Source organism: Salmonella sp. NW177, assembly GCF_051811585.1.
Lineage (GTDB): Bacteria > Pseudomonadota > Gammaproteobacteria > Enterobacterales > Enterobacteriaceae > Salmonella > Salmonella enterica.
Genome location: NZ_JAMMZV010000006.1, coordinates 265,934 through 279,256, shown reverse-complemented (window position 1 = coordinate 279,256; position 13,323 = coordinate 265,934). Strand labels below are relative to the sequence as shown.

The window sequence follows — 13,323 nt, the reverse complement described above, 5'->3', positions numbered from 1 at the left end:
TTCCCCTTAGCGAACGACGTTGATCTGCACATCAGCGAAATGAACCGCCCCCGCCAGCTTACAGGCCACCTGAATAACCGGTGCCTTACGCGCTTCGCGGTCGGCCTGCGCCTGTTCGGAAATCGGCTGCGCGTAGACGTAATACCCTTTTGTCAACGTGTCTCCGGAATCCAGCTGCCCAATCGGGCCACCGTTCCATACGCCAGCAGCCACCAGCCCGTTCGTCACGGACTGATCCATAGACTGCTCAACATTGGACAGAAGACGCGTCACACCCGCATCGGTCTGCGGTACTTTGGTTGTACTGGTGTACAGCAGGTTATACAGGTTGGTCTGTACGTAGTTCTGCAACCAGTCGAGCCCGTGGCGTTCGTCGAAGAAATCTCCGCTGGACATGACGCCCTGCTGCAGGATTGCCGTATCGTTCTGGTAGTACACAAACACGTTGCACTTCTTGGCATCCAGCGCCGCCGCCTGATCAGTCGTCAGGGTTTCGTAAGTGATCCCCGGCTCCTGTTTGAATTTCAAAGTAATGGTGGTGTTGCTGCCGTTGAAATTGACCGTAAACGCGCGGCCAAACGCGGACAGCGCAGCGTACTTGTTGCTGGAAGAATACTGTACGAACGTGCGCCCGTATTTTGCCGCCTTCAGCTTGTAGGCCAGATCCCCGGTTGAAGTGGCGTCAACGGTGGCGGGATCGCTGGTGGTAATTGCCAGAATGCGGCTGACGCCCGAAGCTTCTACGGCTGCAGCAACCTTCAGCCAGTCGTCATCTGCAATATCCTCTTTGTCTGCAATACCGAGACCATACCAGTTGGTGTAGCCCATTACGGCGTTAACCGCATCCATCAGCTTTTCAGCAGCACCCGCCTCACCCGTTGCCAGTGTCTTAGCCCAGCGACCTACATAGACTTCTTTAGGGCGTGGTGATTGCGAGAAATAGACTGTTGCTGCTTCATATTCGGGGCTGTCCACGCCGAAATCAGATCCGATGTCCTCCTTTGAGGAGTAGAGGCGAAGACGCTCTTTCACCGGAATTACCGTGGATGTCCCGAGAATAAGCAGTGAACCAAAATTTCGACCAGTAGCCGCGCGCGGCCCAATGATCACGTCGACATTAACGACGTTTGATACAGGTAATCCCTGCGGCATAATTTAGTCTCCGAAAAATGAGACGGGCGCATCTTTCAGCGTCCGGACGTTGTAGGTACGGATGTTTTTGCGGGACAGCGTGATGGTGAGGTCATAACGCCTCACCCACTGGTTGTTAATGAGTTCTGGCAGGTTATAGATAGTCCCGGCCTCCACCAGCGAAAGCCCCGAGCGGTTCAGTTCGGCGTTGTTTTGCTCGACGAATATCCCCGCACGGAAAGTTGATGCCGTGCTGGCCCCCAGAGGGCCATAGAAGCAGCAAATCACGGTGACCTGTTCCCATGTCCATTGCTCGGACTGTTCTTCCGAAACCTGAACATCGGACTGGCTCAACGGCTGGGGAACGGTAGTGATACCGAAGCCGCACCACGTCACCCCGTTGTTGGGGATCTGTGGCTGCGGGTCAGTCCATCGGGGGAAAACAAGCGTGGCCGGCAAGCCAGAAACACCACGAATCCACCGACTGATTTCACGCTCCAGCGCCTCATCATACCGGGGGCCATCGCCGACAGGCGTCAGATAACCGCGCGCGGTGCTGTCATTACTCAACTGGCGTCCCTCCGTTAAAGTCCACCAGCTCACAATGTGCCTGGACGAATCCGGCACCGTAACGGGTGTACGGGTCGACGAACGTCACGCGATAGTCGCGTCCGTTATAGCTCACGATATCGGCATCAAGTCGCGGGGAGATGTCTGTACCGGGCTGGCCCTGGGTTAATCTGAACTGCGTCACGATGAGGATCGCGCCGCTGATGTTCTGGCCTGCCTCCATTCGTCGGGCTTCCAGCGAACGGTCAACCGTCACCACGCCAGAGAATGGAATATCCTGAGCTGTGTTTTTCGTGAAATTATCCTCATCCACCGTCTGAACCTGCCGGTGACACACCAGACTGGTGTCCATGAAGTCGGGATCGAGAAGAACATCACTCACATCGAGAAGAGGCATTATTTTTTCCTCACGACGTAGTTAATTGAGCGCAGCAGGTAACCGTGGGCATACAGCGGCTTGTCACCGGGAATGCCCTCAGCCCGTCTGCGTTCGAGGGTTTTCTCAGAAAGGGGGTGCAGTCGGTCGCCAGCACCGATAACAGCTTTTGCAGCATCACGGGCAATCTGTCCGGCGCTATCCAGCTCACGCATTGCGGCTTCAGTCTTTCCCTCCAGCGCGGCGGTTGCCGCTGCTTTGAGTTGCGAAGTTGTTCGGGGTTTTGAGTCCTCGATCCCCATCTCCAGAAAAGGACGCGGGGGAAGCGTGACTGTCGTACCGTCGATTTCCACCGTTGCGCCCGTTGAGTGGAGGTAGCCCAGTTCCGCGTTATTAATCGGTGAGCCATCCTCACGTCCTGCCTTGTCTTCAGGGATTCCCACCAGCACATCCATTCCGGATAACTGTCTGAGGGATTCCAGAACAGATACGGCGTTGTCGGCGCGAACCGTTAACCCGCTTTTTTTCATAGCAGTTGCCTGCCCCCGGCGCCGAACATGGACCACCACCAGTAGAACTCTCGCCCGTAGGCGGTACTGTTCCAGAAACCGGCATCCGGATTGATTACCCCGGACACGTCATAGCTCACTGAAACCTTATCCACTGATTTAGAGGACACGACACCTGCCGCGCTGTTGCTGTTCACACCACCTGCGGCAGCGGCTGCCAGCGTACGGCCGCGCAGCTCCGTATAGTGAGCGGTGAATAGTTCGGCCAGGTAGACGAACTGATCGCCCTGTACGTCCTGATTCAGGATTGTGTCTGCCTGCCCCAGATAGAAATTTACTGAGGGGTCAGGGTATCGGGTTTTATCGGCGAACTCAGGGAAATCGGAGCGGAACTGTTCACTTGTTGGCAGAAGACTGTTTTTTGGCATTGCCAGTCTCCTGTTTGTCTTCACTTTCAACAGATTTATCATCCGGCTTTGTTACAGCAGACTTCAGCCCGGCAATTTCCTTATCCTTTTCGGCGATTTGTGCCAGTAATTCAGCGTTAGCGCTTTCCAGAGAAACAACATATGCCTTCAGGTCTGCATTAACCGCTTCCAGTTTATCCGCTTCCGCATCGTCAATCTGTTTCGCATAAGCATCGAAGGCCCAGTGAGACCTCACGTTATCCGGGAAATCAGCACCACTGTGGATACCTTTGGTGATTTCATACCTGGAACCATCTGCAAGACTCAACGTCACGCCAGTATTTACGAGATACTTCATATCGTCACTCCATCAAATAAGGCGAGGTTTCCCCCGCCTGCAGTGGTCATCAGGATGCCGGAACGTCCAGGTAAGAGATCGTATTGGAATACGGCACTTCAACCTGCCCCAGTTTCCCGTAGTAGACAGTCAACTGCTGCATACCACGATATTCCAGCGGGGTATTCAGCAACGGAACCATCGGGAAGCGAATGTATTTTTCGTCCTGGGTGTAGGCCACAATACGGTGGGCGCCACCAGCCCCACGTTTAGACGCCCACTTGATGGAGACAATTTCCAGCGGCTCGCCGTTTTCCTGATACGCGATGCAGTTAATTTTCACGTACTCAAGTACGGAAATGTTACCCGCCGAGGAAACCTTTTTAGTGGTCAACAGGCCGAACAGCTCCGGAGCAAGGCCGATTTTAGCGGGGCAGACCGCATAACCAGAACGCATCCAGACGTCGGTCAACAACAGGTTAATATCCTGCAGGATGACGTCCGGATCGGTTGTAGCTGTCCATGCGGCGGCGGCGGCCAGTGGTGTGATATCCGGCAAATTTAGCAGGCCAGCCACGCCCAGAACTGCATCACCGATATAAACCTGCTCATCGGTATCCATGTTCCACTTCAACTTCATGGCTTCATACTTCTGGGTGTCAATCGGGCGTCCCAGCTGTTGAGCAGATGCCAGCTCAAGAACCGTCCAGGAGACTTCCGTTGCCCACGGAGTCAGGTTATTACGGGTAGGAACAATATCCAGCTCAGGCCCCGGAGTGGCAGTACCTTTCTTGCCCATCCAGTTTTTACCAGTCGGATTTGGGCCGCCGACACTGGAAAAATCGGTGTTGGTGAAGGACGACACTTCATCCGCGATAGAGATATCGCTGCGCAATGGCATGTCACGGGTCCACTTAACGGACACCAGCGGCATATTCAGCGACTGGTCCATACGCTCCAGTTCTCCGACGAGAAACGCGCCAGTGGAGTCGATAGTCGCTCTGTCAATTGTAAACATTAATCAGTCCCTCAGATGTTATAGGCGATTTCGATACGACCGTCAGCTTCACCCGGCCCCATTACCTCAGCATTTGTTAACTGAGGGGTATTTGATGCGGTGGTGTCAGGAGACAACACGAAAGAGCCAACCGGACTTTGACTGGTACCACCCGCCACGCGAACGTAAACCGGGTCACCTTTCTTTGCAGTCGTCGCGTTACCTGCTGTCGCTTTAACGCAGATGTAACCGCGTTTGAGGTTGTCACCGACCTGATTCGCAGTGACACCGAGCCAGGCCAGATCAGGTGCTGAAGTGATCGGGAAAGGACGGACGAAAATGCCCTTTACCTTGTCGATAGTGTCGCCATCCACCAGCGGAACGAACTGATTATCAACGTACTTACCAGGCAGGCCGTAGGTTGAAAACAATTTGTTATGATCCAGCATTACCGGCTCAATGGTCAGATCACGGGGACGCGTTACGGCACCGACAAACCCAAGGGGCATGCGGGTTAAATATGCATTTCCAGCCATGTTGAATTACCTTATTTACGATTTTTCCAGAAGTCGGCATTGATCTTGTTCAGTTCAGCCGGAGACATGTGTTTGGTGCTGGTGCTGCCGTCGGTGGTGCGGACACCGTTATTCAGCGGCAGAAGATGGTTTTTGGCTTTATTAATTTCGACGGCAGCCTTAAACACGGCATCCACCGTAGATTTCGGTGCTTTGGAAAAATCACTTACACCGAACGCTTTCAGGCTGTCGCCAGTACGCAGCGCATGGTTCAGAACCTGGCGTTTCAGACTTTTATCACCCGCTGGCTGAAAGCCCGGACAGATGATTTCCGCATCTGCGATCAGGTTGCGCTTAAATGCCGCATCCCCCGTCACTTTGCTGTCTTCCTCCGCATCTTCATCGGCTGTGGTGATATCATCCGGAGCATCGTCCGCCGTTTTACCTTCCAGTGCGTCCAGACGCGCCAGAATAGCCACAGCCCATTCCGGCACGCCTTCATCGGTTGTTTTGTCTTTGTTCTTCTCATCTTCCGGCGTTTCGTCCGTTGTGGTCCGGTTCTCAGTCGGAAGAGCCGTAGCCTGTGACGGCACATTGATATTGATTGTTGGCCCGGGGATAGATCCCATCGCATCAGAGGGTAAATCTGCTGCGGCGGCCTCATCAGCCAGGCGGGCCAGCGCATCGTCATCTCGCGTGCGGATAGCCGCTACCAGCCTCTGTAATAACGTAGGTTTCATGTTTTTTCCTTTGGATGATGGGATGGAATCCCCGATTGCACAGCGGCCACCAGCCCGCCCACGACCAATGCCGACAGCGAGGTGGTTACCTGTGATTTGGTATTGCTTGCCCTTGCCGGGTGCCAGTTGCCTGTACTTAGCGTCGTAGCCACAACTGACATCGGTCAGGCCTGAATTCACTGCGTCGATTGCCTCCTGCCGCTTAATCAGCACGTCAGCAATGAGCAGATCCGATTTATCACCAGCACCGCGCCGGACATTCTGAATATGTCCGTGGGCCAGCTCTGCGAAGTTGGAAGGATTGACGAAAACGATATTGCCTTCTTCGTCCTCCGGATGCCCCAGCGTGACGGCGACGCCCTCAAAGCTCGCCATCGTCTCAGGGGAAAACACTTCATCCTCCGTTCGCCAGACCGTCACTGTGCCGCTGGCGTCAGGCTCGAGGTCGATTTCTTCGGGTAAGTAGACCTGCGTTCCCGTTCGTGCGATCGGAACATCTTTACACAGCAGAGAGCCATCCGCCTGCAGGTAGCGAGTCTCGCCCAGGCGGGTAGTGAAGAAATATTTCATGGGTTACCTGCTAAATTGCGGGCAATAAAAAAGCCGCTCAGTGGCGACCTGCTATTTCCTTGGAGGTGGGATCTGAACCTCAGGCCAGCATTTGCAGTTCGGCAAACATCCGGCATGTCCGGTCATACCGTCCAGCGTAGGCGGGTTATCCCAGCGCACAAATTTATCTTTCATCCTGCGGTGAGAATCGCGCGTTCCGGCCCCTTCGATACGCCACCAGTATCCCTCTGAGCCAACCGAAAGGGCTCTGGCCTGCGTCAGCGCGCCGGTAGCTCGTCCAGTCTCTGTACGGGCAATCAGCTGCGCCCTGCTGGCGGCCACGTCACCGGAGGCCATGATCATCTCGTAGAGCTCGTCCGGACGTTCACCAGTGATAACCGCCTGCATTGCGCGCTGTTGTATGTCCATCACGCGATCGGCTGCTTCCAGCGGCAGGGACTTCATCAGCTGAATCTGGCGGTACACGATATCCTGCGCCACCTGCCCGACGGGGGTATTACCCACCACATCGCGCAGGCCGGCGCCGATTTCCTCAGATACTGATTTCCACAGATTCCATTCCTCCTGCTCGACCTGGGCAAACATCCTTCGCCCGACCTGCTCTGCCCAGTCGCTGATTACCTCGGAATAGTCCACCAGCGTTTTCGAAATGCTGTCAGCACTGGCCTGTGAACCATCGTAGGTACCATCGACGATCTGCCCTATCTGGTTTGCTATCGCCAACAGGCTTTTTCGATACTGGATCTCCGAACGACGGCGGAGGGATGGTTTCAGATTCATCCTCCTGCCACTGGGTCTTCGCATCTTCTATATCCTTGTCAGTGACAGAACCACCGATGCCAATCACATCAGAAATGTTCCTGAGGTCGTTAAGCGCTGCTGCCGGAGGCATCCCGAGGTCGCGAACGGCGGTACCAAGTGCAGTAACCACATTGTTCGCCATCGTTGCGCGGTCCACGTCTGACATCTCCCAGAGCTTGTTAAACTCGAAAGTAAAATCGTCAGGCAGTGGTTCACCGAACAGAGAACGCCAGGAAATATCAAGCAACCAGCGAATATGGCGGCGTAAGCGTCGCTCCTGCAGTGAGTTAACCCGGCTGTAGTAGTTTTCCAGATCACCATCACCGGTATTGAAACCCGCCGGGGACTGCCCGAATAAACGAACCAGGGGAATACCTGTGGCACCAGATACCTGTTCAGCGAATCGCAGCAGAACATCGGCTATACCGGCGAATGAGTAGCTGTGTGTGGCGAAAGTATCTTTCGCATCCATTATGGTCATGCCCTCGATGGTCTGGAATTCGCGAATCATGTCCATGTGGCGCATCAGGCCTTTTTCCAGATCGCCTCCGGTGGCGAGTATCTGACGGAGCCCTTCAATGCTGTATGTTCTCAGGTGTGCTTTGTGAATCAATTGTGTGGTGCCCGCCGTCGCGGTATCAAAAGCTTCAATACGCTCGAAAATTCGCTCCACCACAGACATTCCCCAGCCGTTTTCGGTCTGCGCCTGCCGGAAGGGCAACGTATCGCCATCCATACGAATCAGGCGCGAGTGGTGGATTTTCCAGGGCGGGATTCCCTGCTGATTGGTTATGACTTTATAAAATTTTGGCTTACCGAAATTCGGGCCGTAATCAGTGACGGGATCGTAATAACTGGGGTTAACCATCCATCGGTCAAGGGCTATCACCCCTTTAAACTGCCCCTCTTTGATGCGATCCAGTTTTAAGGGAGTTGACATGTCCTGACCTTCAATCAGAACTACCAGCAAAGAACCACCGTACAACCGTGACCATTTGAGATTATCGTTAAGCCCGTCCCAGATAGCGATCTCGTCCCAGAACGTCTCAATCGCGCCCTTTTGTCCGGGCCTGAGTTTAGAACTGATGTTAATGCCCTTGCGGGTCATATCATCAGCCATAGCATCCACCCCGGCGCCCACGAGGAACGATGAACGATACGCAAACTCCAGCATCACCCTGTTTCGGCTGATGTAGCCGGGCATGTACATTCCGCCCGTCTGGATGTTTCTGGTATCGCTGCCAAGTTTGGCCGTGAAATTATTGTACCCGTCAGCTGTCCTAACGGGCTGTTGTGCGCCGTTCTGGCGTTTCTTTCGGGACATATATCCTCACGGGGAAATAGAGTATTCGACGTCTGTTATTTACTTGCAGCCCAGCGCCGCCCAGTTATCCAGTGCAGAGTCCGTAGGCGCAAAGGCCATAATGAACGCATCGGCGACGTTAGGTGACGGGATATCTCGTTTCGCCAGATCCTTTTTGGTTTCCACCATTACACGACCATTACGGTCAAAATCGCGGTGCGGCGTGGTTAACTCCAGCTTGAGCTTTTGCAGCAACAGGCATGAGGAATCAATGCTGATTAACTCATCGACCCGGAACCGTTCACCCTTCACGCCCTCTTTCGCAGCCTTTACCGCATTGAAGGTGTTACGGAAACGGTCTGCCACCAGCCACCATGCCTGCGCTTTAAGGTTGGCGAAAAAGTCTTTATTGGGAATGCCGTTGTATTCGTCATCAGGATCGTTAACGCCAGCACCGGCATTAAAACGCTGGTAGTTGAGCCGGGCCGCATCCAGATTCTCGCTCCTCCGGTCTTCGTTGATTTCGGAGAATTTCGAGCCAGCAGATGCCCCAACCCCGATGGAGTCATAAATAATGTCAGCACCGCGCTCTATTGCCGCCTGATAGGTGCGCAGACAACTTTTCAGCAACTCGTCTTCTTTCGCTTTCCACTCGTCGGCCCAGTACACCACAGAACCATGTCGATAGACGTTGGCACACTTATCCGCACCACTGTCGGCGACATCGAAACCGATGCGCTTACGTCCTTCAGGCTCAAAGCCCAGAACCTTATGCGCGTCAACAGCCGCCTCAATCCACGAAAGCTTAATAATTGCCGCATCATCATCAGACTCTGGTACGCCCTCATAAACATGCACAAACCCTTCCGGGTCACGACGCCTGGCTGCATCGATAACCTTCAGCATGGTGTCTGAAAGGAATGGATTCTCGTCGTAGTTGATTTTGCGAATCAGCGTATCTTCTGGCGGATCGACCACAAAGTTACGCCACACGAAATCGGTGACCAGTCCAGGGTTAAAAATAAACCAGCACTCTGAACCCTCTTTACGGATTGTCGGCTCCAGTATTTTCCATTGATATTCCGTCAGTGCATGGGCTTCTTCCAGCCACAACACATCGATCCCCTCCAGTGACTTAATTTCTTCGATGTTGCGCCATAACCCATAAAAAACAAATTCCGAGCCGGTAACCCGGTTAATGATTTTGTTGTTCAGAATGCGGAAACGATGCCGCAGGCCAAACCGGTCTATCTGAATTTTGAGAAGCGTGTAAACCGATTCTTCAATTTTGTTCTGGATCTGGCGAGCGCAGCAAAAACGCAGGCTGTATTTATTTGCCAGGAATATTGCAAATCCGGCTGCATCCCATGATTTTGACGATGACCTCCCGCCATAGAGCACCTTATTTCGCGCCTGCGTGGTCCAGAAGTTTCTCAGGGCCGGATTAAGCGTCGGTCTGGATATCGGTGTAAAAGTCATTCAGGTCACGTTCTCCGTTACCATCATCAATACCGGCATCACGTCGCAGCCTGTCAGCCTCGAGAGATACCTTATCAGTAGCCGCCACACGATAATCAGTGTCAGCGTGTATTTTGCCAACGGTGGCCAGCGTTCCCACGATGGATTCAATGCGCACGGTGTTACGCATCATCGCCTTTTCGGCAGCGCTGATGTTATCCATCAGAATTTTGCGCTGCTGCTCTTCCTCCGCATCCTCCAGCAGGGTGAGCCAGCGACCAATGTTCTCGGCAGCCATCAGGTTATTCGCCCGCAACCGGAAGAGCTCATCTTCAAGCGTCAGCGCTCTGGCATCCTCAACGACTTCATCTTTCAGGAGAAGGCGCCGGGCGTAACCGCCATGTTTCAGCGCATGCTGATTACCGGGCTGAAAAGGGGGATGATTAGTGACAACCTTTTTGCGTACTGTTTCGGGTTTCGTATCTGCGGGAGGTTCGGCTTCTGGCTGCGAATGCTTTTGCGCAGCACCGGAGCTGGCAGGCTTCCTCGTGGTACGCACCGTGTTTTTTTGCGTACCATTTTTGCGTACCTGCGTACCGTCTTTGCGTACCCACTCCAGCTTCTTGGCTTTCTTTCTTATCGCCCCTTCCGTTACGCCGTACAACGCCCCTATGTCGCGAAGGCTCATAACTCCGGCCCGGTATGCCGTCTCGATGGCCTCCCAGTCCGGTTTTGCCATGATTATGTTCCCTGTGATTAACCATTATCGCAGCCCCTCACTGAAGGGCTGCTGTAATGCCGATTACACCGGGTGCGTAACCGTATTATCAGCATCACTACCGAGGATATCGGTCAACGCGGTATCGACAGCGGCGTCAATCTGTTGATCCAGTGTGGATTTAATCTGCGTTTTCACCGCGGTGGTTACCGTGTCTGAACGCAGGGCATTTTTCACCATGTCGTCGGTGACGATATCTTTCATATCCGACATTTCTCTTTGCTCCGTATGGATGAGGCTTTTCAGCCACTGGGTTATTTTCATGAGGTGTACCAGTTTTTAGCGTCTGGTTACGTTCTGGTATATGTACAAAAAGCGATACTCCGTACAGTATGAATCCCCTGAGTTCTTCAGGGTTAACATATATACTTTATCCATTTTCCCCGCAGGCTACGGCTGCTCCTCCTGCGGGGATTTTTTATATCTGATTATCCCGGTTGCACATCATCCCAAACACGAACCCTAACGCCAGACCACAAAGGAACATAATGATTACCAGAATTCTGGCTTCTTCCATTTCAGACCTCACTTCAAACATTGTGTCCTGACGTACTCTTGCAGGTACTTCAGTTTTGCCTGGTCGCTGATAATTCCGGATCGGATACTGAGAACGTTTCGTCCAGTAACGTCAGAGAGTTCGACGGTGGCAGCATTGCCCATGCGGCTGGCGCTGGCGGATGTGGTACTGGCGGGCACTGTACAGTGTCCTTTGACGCGCACCCGGCCACCAGCAGCAAGGCGGCGCTGCAAAGCATCATTCTCAGCTTTCGCATCGGCGAGTTCCTTTGTGTATTTTGCATCGAGGGCGGCAACGTCACGCTGGCGCGTCTGCATGTCGGTAATTGTCGCGTTCGCCAGCGCCAGCTTATGAGTAACTGTGTCGCGCTGGTCTTTGTACTTCACGGCGTTACCGTGGTAGTGGTCCGTTGTCCACGCCAGCGCAGCAGCGACAATCAGCAACGAGACTATTACGCCAGTAGTTATGCGGTTCATGCGGCTACCTGCCCTGATTTTTCTATTCTGGCTGCAGCAATATCGAAATACTTCTGCTCTTTTTCGATGCCAATAAAGCGCCGTCCGGTATTCACGCAGGCGACGCCCGTTGAACCGCTTCCCATCGTGAAATCCAGCACTGTATCGCCGGGGTTGCTGTATGTCTGGATCAGATCTTCCAGTAACGCTACCGGCTTCTGGGTGGGATGATATTTTTCCCGGTCGCGGGCATATTTCAGAATGTTGGGTTTATGCCGTTTGCCTGGTGGCAGATTGAAAACGCGTTGCGGCAACTTCATTTCGTCGTACGCCAGAAAACCCGGCATAGCGGTCAGGTTGTAGGCGGTAGTCAGTTGCTCGTAGGTGCTGCGTGTGGGTAGCGAGAACTGGACAGCGTCACAGCCCAAAAAGTGATCGGCTCCCCGGTGTCCAAGCTTGCGCTCTACCTGTACCGCCGTCGCCCTGGTAAATGCCTTTACCCTGCGGGAGTATTCACGCATCGGATGATTAAGGTTCGGTTCGTACTTTTTGAAAAACACCAGCACGTCCTCAAAATATGATACGGGGGCGTTTTTGGCTTGCAGTGGGTTGCCGAAGTGTTCTTTCTCCCACGCAAGGCGGTAACTGAACGGCAGGTTGCTGTGCGCCTGCGTTATCAGGCGGCTTGTGTAGGGTTCCTGGGCAAACAATACCAGTGCGCCGTTAACCCTGAGTACACGTTCGCACACGGCAAACAGTGCTACGGGATCGATAGCGTCATCCCACTGCGTGGTTGCAGCGCTCCATGTGTCCAGGTTAGCCCCCTTCATCGTGCCATAGGGTGGATCGCACACGATAAGGTCAACGCTGCCGTGTTCAAGTGTCGGCATGACGTCAAGGCAGTCGCCGTGGTAGATGGTATGGTTCATTTCTGCCCCCATGTACACACCTCGTGCTCGATCTCGCGACGCGTTACCAGCCCTTTCCACTGCTTACCGCCTGCATACGTCCAGCGTTTAAGCTCGTTGCAGGCTCCGGCCAGATCACCAGCGTTGAGTTTTTTCAGCAGGGTTGACCTGGCAAACGCGCCAGTACCAACGTTGTACGCAAAGGAGTAGAGCGCAGCTCTTTCGCTGTTCGGGATACTGGCCTTAATCAGTGGATCAATGCGGGCTGCGACCAGTGCAAGGTCTTTATTCAGCAGAGCATCACACTCCGCATCGGTATAGTGCTTGCCAGGTACAATGTCTTTTCCCGTATGTCCATCACATACGGTAAGTACGCCAGCCACATCTCGATAGGGTTCGTGGCGCCTGCCTTCCAGACCGCCATTACCGCCATTACCGCCAATCATCGCCGCCGCTATCACCATTGCACTCGCGCCACCAGCCAGAAGGGCCTTAACTTTTGTCCTGAGCGCCATTATTGCCCTCCGGCATTTCAGATACCGCCAACATTTTTAACGTGCTGTCATGGTCGTTTTTTTCCAGAATCCGGGCGATTAGCCTGTTACGCTCTTCCATCGCGGCAGCCTGTCTTGCCTGAGCCTGCTCTGATTTCTTTTTGTAATGCTTATTAACCAGAAACGTACCAATACCCAGAACAATACCTATCAGCGCGCCATAGTCGTTTAACGTCCACTGGGCGCATATGCCGCTGATTAATGCCCAGATGTAGGCCAGCCATGTCGTATGTTTATCCATTGTCATAACTTCCCCTGTCCGGGAAATGGACTACCCGGATGTCGGGTAAGTGGAAAAAGAAAGGCCGCGCAATAGCGCAGCCTTGTGATGGGTGCGGGAGCCAATCCCCGCTACGTGGCAGTGGTATACAGAAAATCAGGGGTATGATTTACGCAG

Annotated in this window: 18 protein-coding genes; all 18 read right to left on the bottom strand. The window is 53.6% G+C overall.

Going from position 1 to position 13,323, the window contains the following annotated elements; all coding sequences use genetic code 11:
- Positions 1-6: 6 nt before the first annotated feature.
- The 18 genes from NA986_RS17970 to NA986_RS17885 all read right to left on the bottom strand — a co-directional run bounded on the left by NA986_RS17970 (position 7) and on the right by NA986_RS17885 (position 13,167).
- Positions 7-1,152 carry a DUF3383 domain-containing protein gene (locus tag NA986_RS17970; protein WP_023972347.1) on the bottom strand — a complete coding sequence of 382 codons (1,146 nt, stop codon included), beginning with the start codon at positions 1,150-1,152 and terminating at the stop codon, positions 7-9.
- A 3-nt stretch (positions 1,153-1,155) separates the two neighbouring features.
- A complete protein-coding gene (locus NA986_RS17965; protein ID WP_060647002.1) occupies positions 1,156-1,701 on the bottom strand; it encodes a phage neck terminator protein in 546 nt (181 codons plus the stop codon).
- Positions 1,694-2,098: a hypothetical protein gene (locus tag NA986_RS17960; protein ID WP_001526520.1), complete on the bottom strand. Its 405-nt coding sequence runs from the start codon at positions 2,096-2,098 to the stop codon at positions 1,694-1,696. Before NA986_RS17960 ends, NA986_RS17965 begins: the two co-directional genes overlap by 8 nt.
- Positions 2,098-2,607, bottom strand: a complete 510-nt coding sequence (locus NA986_RS17955; protein WP_023972349.1) for a hypothetical protein — start codon at positions 2,605-2,607, stop codon at positions 2,098-2,100. The genes NA986_RS17960 and NA986_RS17955 overlap by 1 nt, the downstream gene beginning before the upstream one ends.
- A complete protein-coding gene (locus NA986_RS17950; RefSeq protein WP_023972350.1) occupies positions 2,604-3,014 on the bottom strand; it encodes a DUF4054 domain-containing protein in 411 nt (136 codons plus the stop codon). The genes NA986_RS17955 and NA986_RS17950 overlap by 4 nt, the downstream gene beginning before the upstream one ends.
- Positions 2,983-3,351 carry a hypothetical protein gene (locus NA986_RS17945; RefSeq protein ID WP_023972351.1) on the bottom strand — a complete coding sequence of 123 codons (369 nt, stop codon included), beginning with the start codon at positions 3,349-3,351 and terminating at the stop codon, positions 2,983-2,985. Before NA986_RS17945 ends, NA986_RS17950 begins: the two co-directional genes overlap by 32 nt.
- 49 nt (positions 3,352-3,400) lie before the next feature.
- Positions 3,401-4,348 carry a DUF2184 domain-containing protein gene (locus tag NA986_RS17940; RefSeq protein ID WP_060647000.1) on the bottom strand — a complete coding sequence of 316 codons (948 nt, stop codon included), beginning with the start codon at positions 4,346-4,348 and terminating at the stop codon, positions 3,401-3,403.
- 11 nt (positions 4,349-4,359) lie between these two features.
- Positions 4,360-4,863 carry a structural cement protein Gp24 gene (locus tag NA986_RS17935; protein WP_023972353.1) on the bottom strand — a complete coding sequence of 168 codons (504 nt, stop codon included), beginning with the start codon at positions 4,861-4,863 and terminating at the stop codon, positions 4,360-4,362.
- 11 nt (positions 4,864-4,874) lie between these two features.
- Positions 4,875-6,152 carry a DUF2213 domain-containing protein gene (locus tag NA986_RS17930; protein WP_023972354.1) on the bottom strand — a complete coding sequence of 426 codons (1,278 nt, stop codon included), beginning with the start codon at positions 6,150-6,152 and terminating at the stop codon, positions 4,875-4,877.
- A 51-nt stretch (positions 6,153-6,203) separates the two neighbouring features.
- The gene (locus NA986_RS17925; RefSeq protein ID WP_001526527.1) at positions 6,204-6,737 is read right to left on the bottom strand and encodes a phage head morphogenesis protein; all 534 of its coding nucleotides are present in this window, start codon (positions 6,735-6,737) and stop codon (positions 6,204-6,206) included.
- Between the two features lie 70 nt (positions 6,738-6,807).
- Positions 6,808-8,277 carry a DUF1073 domain-containing protein gene (locus NA986_RS17920; protein ID WP_023972355.1) on the bottom strand — a complete coding sequence of 490 codons (1,470 nt, stop codon included), beginning with the start codon at positions 8,275-8,277 and terminating at the stop codon, positions 6,808-6,810.
- Positions 8,278-8,316: 39 nt separating this feature from the next.
- On the bottom strand, positions 8,317-9,735 hold the full coding sequence (locus NA986_RS17915; RefSeq protein WP_024156460.1) for a PBSX family phage terminase large subunit: 1,419 nt from the start codon (positions 9,733-9,735) through the stop codon (positions 8,317-8,319).
- Positions 9,701-10,453 carry a hypothetical protein gene (locus NA986_RS17910; protein WP_023972357.1) on the bottom strand — a complete coding sequence of 251 codons (753 nt, stop codon included), beginning with the start codon at positions 10,451-10,453 and terminating at the stop codon, positions 9,701-9,703. Before NA986_RS17910 ends, NA986_RS17915 begins: the two co-directional genes overlap by 35 nt.
- A gap of 63 nt (positions 10,454-10,516) precedes the next feature.
- The gene (locus tag NA986_RS17905; RefSeq protein WP_023972358.1) at positions 10,517-10,756 is read right to left on the bottom strand and encodes a DUF826 domain-containing protein; all 240 of its coding nucleotides are present in this window, start codon (positions 10,754-10,756) and stop codon (positions 10,517-10,519) included.
- A 261-nt stretch (positions 10,757-11,017) separates the two neighbouring features.
- A complete protein-coding gene (locus NA986_RS17900) occupies positions 11,018-11,485 on the bottom strand; it encodes a lysis protein (RefSeq protein ID WP_023972360.1) in 468 nt (155 codons plus the stop codon).
- Positions 11,482-12,393 carry a DNA-methyltransferase gene (locus tag NA986_RS17895; protein ID WP_023972361.1) on the bottom strand — a complete coding sequence of 304 codons (912 nt, stop codon included), beginning with the start codon at positions 12,391-12,393 and terminating at the stop codon, positions 11,482-11,484. The genes NA986_RS17900 and NA986_RS17895 overlap by 4 nt, the downstream gene beginning before the upstream one ends.
- Positions 12,390-12,887 (bottom strand): lysozyme, encoded by a 498-nt coding sequence (locus tag NA986_RS17890; RefSeq protein WP_060646996.1) that lies wholly within the window; start codon positions 12,885-12,887, stop codon positions 12,390-12,392. The genes NA986_RS17895 and NA986_RS17890 overlap by 4 nt, the downstream gene beginning before the upstream one ends.
- Entirely contained in the window at positions 12,865-13,167 is a 303-nt protein-coding gene (locus NA986_RS17885; RefSeq protein ID WP_001526513.1) for an HP1 family phage holin, read from the bottom strand. The genes NA986_RS17890 and NA986_RS17885 overlap by 23 nt, the downstream gene beginning before the upstream one ends.
- Between the last annotated feature and the right edge of the window lie 156 nt (positions 13,168-13,323).

Coding starts and splice junctions, on each gene's coding strand:
- NA986_RS17950 (WP_023972350.1), bottom strand. CDS start 3,014: ATGCCAAAAAACAGTCTTCTGCCAACAAGTGAACAGTTCCGCTCCGAT.
- NA986_RS17925 (WP_001526527.1), bottom strand. CDS start 6,737: ATGTTTGCCCAGGTCGAGCAGGAGGAATGGAATCTGTGGAAATCAGTA.
- NA986_RS17955 (WP_023972349.1), bottom strand. CDS start 2,607: ATGAAAAAAAGCGGGTTAACGGTTCGCGCCGACAACGCCGTATCTGTT.
- NA986_RS17900 (WP_023972360.1), bottom strand. CDS start 11,485: ATGAACCGCATAACTACTGGCGTAATAGTCTCGTTGCTGATTGTCGCT.
- NA986_RS17935 (WP_023972353.1), bottom strand. CDS start 4,863: ATGGCTGGAAATGCATATTTAACCCGCATGCCCCTTGGGTTTGTCGGT.
- NA986_RS17945 (WP_023972351.1), bottom strand. CDS start 3,351: ATGAAGTATCTCGTAAATACTGGCGTGACGTTGAGTCTTGCAGATGGT.
- NA986_RS17910 (WP_023972357.1), bottom strand. CDS start 10,453: ATGGCAAAACCGGACTGGGAGGCCATCGAGACGGCATACCGGGCCGGA.
- NA986_RS17915 (WP_024156460.1), bottom strand. CDS start 9,735: ATGACTTTTACACCGATATCCAGACCGACGCTTAATCCGGCCCTGAGA.
- NA986_RS17905 (WP_023972358.1), bottom strand. CDS start 10,756: ATGAAAATAACCCAGTGGCTGAAAAGCCTCATCCATACGGAGCAAAGA.
- NA986_RS17960 (WP_001526520.1), bottom strand. CDS start 2,098: ATGCCTCTTCTCGATGTGAGTGATGTTCTTCTCGATCCCGACTTCATG.
- NA986_RS17895 (WP_023972361.1), bottom strand. CDS start 12,393: ATGAACCATACCATCTACCACGGCGACTGCCTTGACGTCATGCCGACA.
- NA986_RS17940 (WP_060647000.1), bottom strand. CDS start 4,348: ATGTTTACAATTGACAGAGCGACTATCGACTCCACTGGCGCGTTTCTC.
- NA986_RS17930 (WP_023972354.1), bottom strand. CDS start 6,152: ATGAAATATTTCTTCACTACCCGCCTGGGCGAGACTCGCTACCTGCAG.
- NA986_RS17920 (WP_023972355.1), bottom strand. CDS start 8,277: ATGTCCCGAAAGAAACGCCAGAACGGCGCACAACAGCCCGTTAGGACA.
- NA986_RS17890 (WP_060646996.1), bottom strand. CDS start 12,887: ATGGCGCTCAGGACAAAAGTTAAGGCCCTTCTGGCTGGTGGCGCGAGT.
- NA986_RS17970 (WP_023972347.1), bottom strand. CDS start 1,152: ATGCCGCAGGGATTACCTGTATCAAACGTCGTTAATGTCGACGTGATC.
- NA986_RS17885 (WP_001526513.1), bottom strand. CDS start 13,167: ATGGATAAACATACGACATGGCTGGCCTACATCTGGGCATTAATCAGC.